The following is a 6,187-nucleotide window of genomic DNA, read 5'->3' on the forward strand; positions in this document are numbered from 1 at the left end:
CACGATGATATTGACTACGACAGGTTTGGTTGCGATAGAGAATATCAAGGCAGGAGACAAGGTAATTGCAACGAATCCAGAGACTTTTGAAGTAGCCGAGAAGACGGTGCTTGAGACATATGTGAGAGAAACAACGGAGCTTTTGCATTTGACAATCAATGGAGAGGTAATCAAGACAACCTTTGATCATCCGTTTTATGTAAAAGATGTAGGCTTTGTCGAAGCAGGAAAACTGCAGGTAGGAGATAAACTGCTTGATTCAAGAGGCAATGTTTTAGTGGTGGAAGAGAAAAAGCTAGAGATTGCAGATAAACCTGTTAAAGTTTATAATTTTAAAGTAGATGACTTCCATACTTATCATGTTGGCGATAATGAAGTATTGGTGCATAATGCAAATTATGTTGAAGGAGACTTAGACGGTATTACTATTATTAATAAGAAGTATGCAGGGCAAACATATAAGTTAAGTGGTGATTTAGCATTAAAGTATCCAGATGGTGTTAAATTTACGAATGAAGGTTTTCCAGATTTTAGTCCCTATAGTAAGAAGACAGTCAAAGTTGAAGGATTACAAGGTGACACATACTATGATTTTATTAAAGCTAATCAAGCAGCAGGATATAAATCAACACCAAAAGGGTATACTTGGCATCATGTCGAAGATGGAATTACTATGATGCTTGTACCATCTGATTTACATGGAGCAGTGAAACATACGGGTGGCGCTGCATTAATAAGGAAGGGAATAAGGCCATAAAATAATAAAGAGGTGGAGTTAATGATACCTAATGTTCATAAAAATAGTATTTTCTGGGAAGGAAACATACGATTACATGATTGGGATGAGTATTTTGGACGAGAATTAAAAATTATACTAAACATTGGTGGAGACAGCATTGTTGACGAAGTGACCGCATTGCATAAAAAGGGTTATGATTTTTTAATTGCTGAACAGGCACGTATTTTACATACAGTTATAGAAGCTATATTTGATAAATATCCTGTTTGGCAAGAAGAATATGGTTATGAAGGTAAAGAAAAAGAAATACTTATGCCGGATATTGATAATAAGAATGAATTAAATCAGCTTATTTATCCAATTAAAATATTTATTATGGATGTTGAAAAAGATGGATTCCCATACATTGGAATACAGTTTGACTGTAAGTGGGATCAAGAGCATGGAGTTGGTGTAATGTTATATAAAGATAACGTTGTAGATATTGGTGGTTCAGATACTGCATTTATGTCTTGGATAGCTGAAGAAGATAAGAATAGAAAAAAAAGTTAGAATAGAAAAAATAGTTAATATTTAGATTGACGACCATAACACCATATAGTTTATGTTACCAATCTATACAAGGTCAATAAGGGTGTTATGGTTTTTATTATATGGTAGATAAATAGAAAATTGAAAGATTGTGAGGAAGACGAATAACCTTATAGTATTGATGAAACGGAAAACACTTTGAAAAATCTTGAATAACATGAGTTTGAAGCAGTAATTCCAATGTCAAAAGTGTAAAAAGGTAATGGGTATGTTGATATTGGATTATCCAAATTGGAATCAACTGTTCGTGTCTTAGGTCCTTATACCAAAGGCTGCATATAAATTTTACTTCCTATCATATAAATTTTACTTCCTATCTTGAGAAAAGTGATAGACTCTCTTAGAAAGAATTTTTCGGGAATTCTAAGGATTAAACGGTTCAATACCCAATGCGGGCACTTGACTGTGCAGGTTCGAGTATATATTGGATAATGTTTTTCAAGCATTATACTGGGCTGGATTATGAAGAACTTTCCTTGAAGTTGCACGTAACATTATGTATCGAGTTGGATACCGTTCGAACGGAAAGTACCTGATCCAACCGCATTAACGAAAATTACCGACAGATACGAAAAAAGCATTAGCGCACATCCCATTAGGTAGGTAAGTTCGAGAAGAGTGAGGAATTCGGATGCAAGTTAATAACAAAATCATAGTAAATAGCAATATAATTACGCAAAACAGCAAGTAATTTAATGGCAATAGTAATACTGTATAACTGTAAAACTAACCAAATGTCAGATTTAGCAAAAGATGTTAAAAATCTATAATTGATTTTAAGTCTAGGTTTATCAGGATTAAAAAAGAAATCTTTAATATTAATAGGAGTACCGTATATATCGGGCTTGGTGCTTTGAAAATTTCTGTAGAGAAAGGCATTCAATGCATGAGCACATTGGGGAAAGCGATAAATGTTACGTCAAAAGTGACTGCAGCACTTTCCTTTGGTATGGATGGATTTGACATGCTGGCTATGGGGGTATCATTATTTGATCCATCCAACGCATTGGTTGAATTTAACCAGAAGCTGCATTTCAATGCACTTTACAATGGATTCCAGATTGCAGTAAACGCGCTGGCTGTGTTTACTGCCGGAGCGGCATCAACAATGAAGTGCTTCGTTGCAGGTACGATGATATTGACAGCGACAGGTTTGGTTGCAATAGAGAATATCAAGGCAGGAGACAAGGTAATTGCAACGAATCCGGAGACTTTTGAAGTAGCCGAGAAGACAGTGCTTGAGACATATGTAAGAGAGACGACGGAGAATTTGCATTTGACAATCAATGGAGAGGTAATCAAGACAACCTTTGAACATCCGTTTTATGTAAAAGATGTGGGTTTTGTTGAAGCGGGAAAACTGCAAGTAGGAGATAAGCTGCTAGATTCAAAAGGCAATCTTTTGGTGGTGGAAGAGAAAAAGCTTGAGATAACAGATGAACCTGGCAAGGTTTATAACTTTCAAGTTGATGATTTTCATGCTTATCATGTTGGTAATGATGGAATATTGGTCCATAATGCAGACTATAACCTTGGAAATAAACATAGAATCCCTCATAGAACTGAACCTCGTATAGAGGACGGAAATTTAATTGAAGGACGAATACATATAGAAAACAGACATATAACTGGAAATCATCCTAATGGGCCGGGAGATTTATTTGCACCGGGAACTACAAGGAAACAAGTCGAAGAAGCGACCAAAATATTAGTTAAAAAAGGAACTCGAATTTCTGATCTAAGTAGAAAAATAAAAACATTTGAAAAAGTAATTAAGGTTAATGGGAAAAGGGATTTAGTAAGAGTTATTGTTGATTCAGATGATTTTAATAGAGTTATTACTATTTTCCCGGTCAGAGGAGGTCATTAGTATAATTAAGTTAATTTTTTCTTTTGATGAGCCTGTGGAAAATATTTCAGGATTTGCTTTAGGGCATATTGATGTTATATTTGGTGAAAAAACTATATCATCAAGAACAAAATCCCTGATCAATCAATGATGTTATTTGTAACTGTTACAGATTTACTTGATGGTTATAGGAAATTTTATCTGAGTAGCAAAATTGAGGAATATACTTGTATAGGAGCGGATTCCTCATTTAGTATTTCGTTTAAAAAGGCAAATGGTAATAATATAAGCGTTGAAGCCGGTGGAGAATTTCTATGCGAAGTCAACAAAAATTTACTGGCAAAAAGTATTTTTGAAGCAAGTAGTAATTTTATAAACAGATATATTAATAAACTATCGAAAGATGACCCTGTTGCAGAGGATCTGATTACCTTCTTTTTCAGATTTCAAAGAATTTTATAGTACCATTATATAGATTGACCTAATAAAATCGCTTTTTATTAATAACGTACTTTTATAATGGAATATTGGTTCGTAATGCAAACAATTATAAGCCTGGAAATAGCATATATACTTATGAAAATGGAATATACGAAGATGCAGATTATCATGGAAGAGTTAGTAAAAAGTAAAAGACCAATAGACGGTCAATTTGCATTGGATAATTCTGTTGAAATAAAAGATGCATCTAAATCTAGAAGGGAGTAGGAATTGGAATAAATGGAGATTTTATTATATTAGATAATACGGTTGGTGATAAATTTCATGGATATGTTAGAACATGGGATAAAGTTAAGAATTCAACTTTCGCTCCTTTAACTGATGATATGAAAAATGCTTTAGTTATGGCAGGGTATGTTGAAAGGGTTGCTAAAACAAAGTTTAATTTAACAGATGTGGGATAAGGAAAGCAAAAGAAGGATTAAGATTAAAATGAAGTCAAAATGTTCTGAAAATAATAATAATGAAAATAATAAGATGAATAATTCTAAAAAAGTAAGGTTTTTTAAGTCAACTTAATTAGGACAAAAAAGCAAGGGAAGGATAAATATGGAAAATTTGATTAATTTAGAGATATCAAAAACACAATCTATCGGGATATATTTGCCGTGTAAAAAAGAAGATATGGAATCGTTTGATTATGTGACAGTAAAGTATTTAAAAGATCAGATTGAATATACTTTATATGATGATTTTGCTACAGAAGCGATACAATCATTGAAAAATTCATTAGAACAAGTATTAAATTTTAAGATGCAAATTGAAAGTGAGTATATAAATAAAGGGATCGGATATTACTATAATATTTATACAAATAAATTACGAACAACTTGTGACCGAAGCCTTGTTGATCCGGCGAAAAATTTATAGTTTGGAGCACTCCAAGCTATATAGGCATTGAAACTTTCATTTATAATGTTTGAGATAAAATATATATTGAAATAAGTCTACTTTACAAATGGCATGACGGTTATCCTGAAGATGAGGATGAGAATAAAGATGAATACATACCTTTTGACGATTTTCTTAATAACTATAAACCGATTGATATTGTTTCCATTAACAGAAGTGTTGCTGAGAGATGGTTAGGCTTTTGTTGTGAGATGATAGAGATATTTAAGGAAAACGATAAAAAATACTTAAAAGAAGATAAAACAAATTAGCTTTTTATATGGCAATTTTTTATTTGTACAAAGCTACTAGCAAATCGTAAAAACTTAGGCTTAAGGGATAAGGACAAATTTGCAGGTCACGCAATTTCAACTGATGTAACCTTTTTGTTTCATATATAGATGTATATTCAATTATATTCAGAGCCAAAAACACATTAGAAGTTGTACAAAGGTAGTGAAATGTTTTATGTTATATGACTGCAGTACTTTCATTCGGTATGGATGGGTTTGACATATTAGCTATGGGGTATCATTATTTGATCCATCCAACGCATTGGTTGAATTTAACCAGAAGCTGCATTCCAATGCACTTTACAATGGATTCCAGATTGCAGTAAACGCGCTGGCTGTGTTTACTGCCGGAGCGGCATCCACAATGAAGTGCTTCGTTGCAGGCACGCTGATATTGACTTCGGCAGGCTTGGTTGCGATAGAAAATATCAAGGCAGGAGACAAGGTAATTGCGACGAATCCTGAAACTTTTGAAGTAGCGGAAAAGACGGTGCTTGAGACATATGTGAGAGAGACAACGGAGCTTTTGCATTTGAGAATTGGGGGCGAAGTAATCAAAACAACCGTCGACCATCCATTTTATGTTAAAGATGTAGGTTTTGTTGTAGCGGTGAATCTGCAAGTCGGAGACAAATTGGTTGATTCAAGAGGCAACGTTTTGGTAGTGGAAGAGAAAAAGCTCGAAATAACTGGTGAACCTGTGAAAGTTTACAACTTTAAAGTTGATGACTTTCATACTTATCATGTTGGGAATAAAGGGATATTGGTACATAATGCGAATTATAATCCTAAAACTACCTTTGAAAATCTGGATCTGGAAACCGCCAGTAACAAGCAAAAGGGTAATTATGGAGAATATCGTGCGAACGATAATTTAATTAACAATCAAAGTCTGAAAGAAGAAAGATATAATTTAAAACGAAAGGGGAGAAGTGCACCGACATCTCCGGATGATAAAATTGTAAAGGGGATAGATGGAATATATGTAAACGAGGATCCAAACTCAAATATTAAATATGTAATTAATGAGTCAAAGTTTAATAGTGCACAATTGGGAAAAACGAAAAAAGGCATAAAACAAATGTCGGATGAGTGGCTCCTTGAGGATGGTGGTAAAAGAATTTTGGAAGCAGTTAATGGCGATAGAAAGCTGCAAAAAGACATATTGCAAGCGTTAGATGATGGTCAAATAGAAAAAGTTTTATCACGAGTTGGCAAAGATGGAAAAGTGATAACATATAGACTGGGCAGCAATGGTGAAATAATCGGACTTTGGCCATAAATAATGAATGAAAAGGAGATGAGGATATGAGAGATCCGTTA

The 6,187-nt window shown here is 33.8% G+C and carries 3 protein-coding genes and 3 pseudogenes; all 6 read left to right on the plus strand.

The genetic code is table 11. The features are described from left to right. A partial coding sequence (locus JCM21531_RS19050) for a polymorphic toxin-type HINT domain-containing protein (protein WP_038291414.1) occupies positions 1 to 757 on the plus strand: 757 nt, incomplete at its 5' end. Positions 758 to 778: 21 nt separating this feature from the next. Further along, positions 779 to 1,291, plus strand: coding sequence for a DUF6985 domain-containing protein (locus tag JCM21531_RS16295; RefSeq protein WP_003514095.1), 513 nt, complete (start codon positions 779 to 781; stop codon positions 1,289 to 1,291). 880 nt (positions 1,292 to 2,171) lie between these two features. After that, positions 2,172 to 3,200, plus strand: a pseudogene (locus JCM21531_RS23150) (HINT domain-containing protein); the annotation flags it as partial. 126 nt (positions 3,201 to 3,326) lie between these two features. After that, on the plus strand, positions 3,327 to 3,641 hold the full coding sequence (locus JCM21531_RS16305; protein ID WP_131464555.1) for a hypothetical protein: 315 nt from the start codon (positions 3,327 to 3,329) through the stop codon (positions 3,639 to 3,641). A 588-nt stretch (positions 3,642 to 4,229) separates the two neighbouring features. Next, positions 4,230 to 4,843 (plus strand): annotated as a pseudogene (locus JCM21531_RS24675) (hypothetical protein). A gap of 206 nt (positions 4,844 to 5,049) precedes the next feature. Then, positions 5,050 to 6,146: pseudogene (locus JCM21531_RS16315) on the plus strand (polymorphic toxin-type HINT domain-containing protein); the annotation flags it as partial. Between the last annotated feature and the right edge of the window lie 41 nt (positions 6,147 to 6,187).

The organism is Acetivibrio straminisolvens JCM 21531, from assembly GCF_000521465.1.
GTDB classification, from domain to species: Bacteria; Bacillota; Clostridia; order Acetivibrionales; family Acetivibrionaceae; genus Hungateiclostridium; species Hungateiclostridium straminisolvens.

What these genes read in the sequence shown, in the direction of transcription:
- JCM21531_RS16295 (WP_003514095.1), top strand. Translation starts at nt 779, where the DNA reads ATGATACCTAATGTTCATAAAAATAGTATTTTCTGGGAAGGAAACATA.
- JCM21531_RS16305 (WP_131464555.1), top strand. Translation starts at nt 3,327, where the DNA reads ATGATGTTATTTGTAACTGTTACAGATTTACTTGATGGTTATAGGAAA.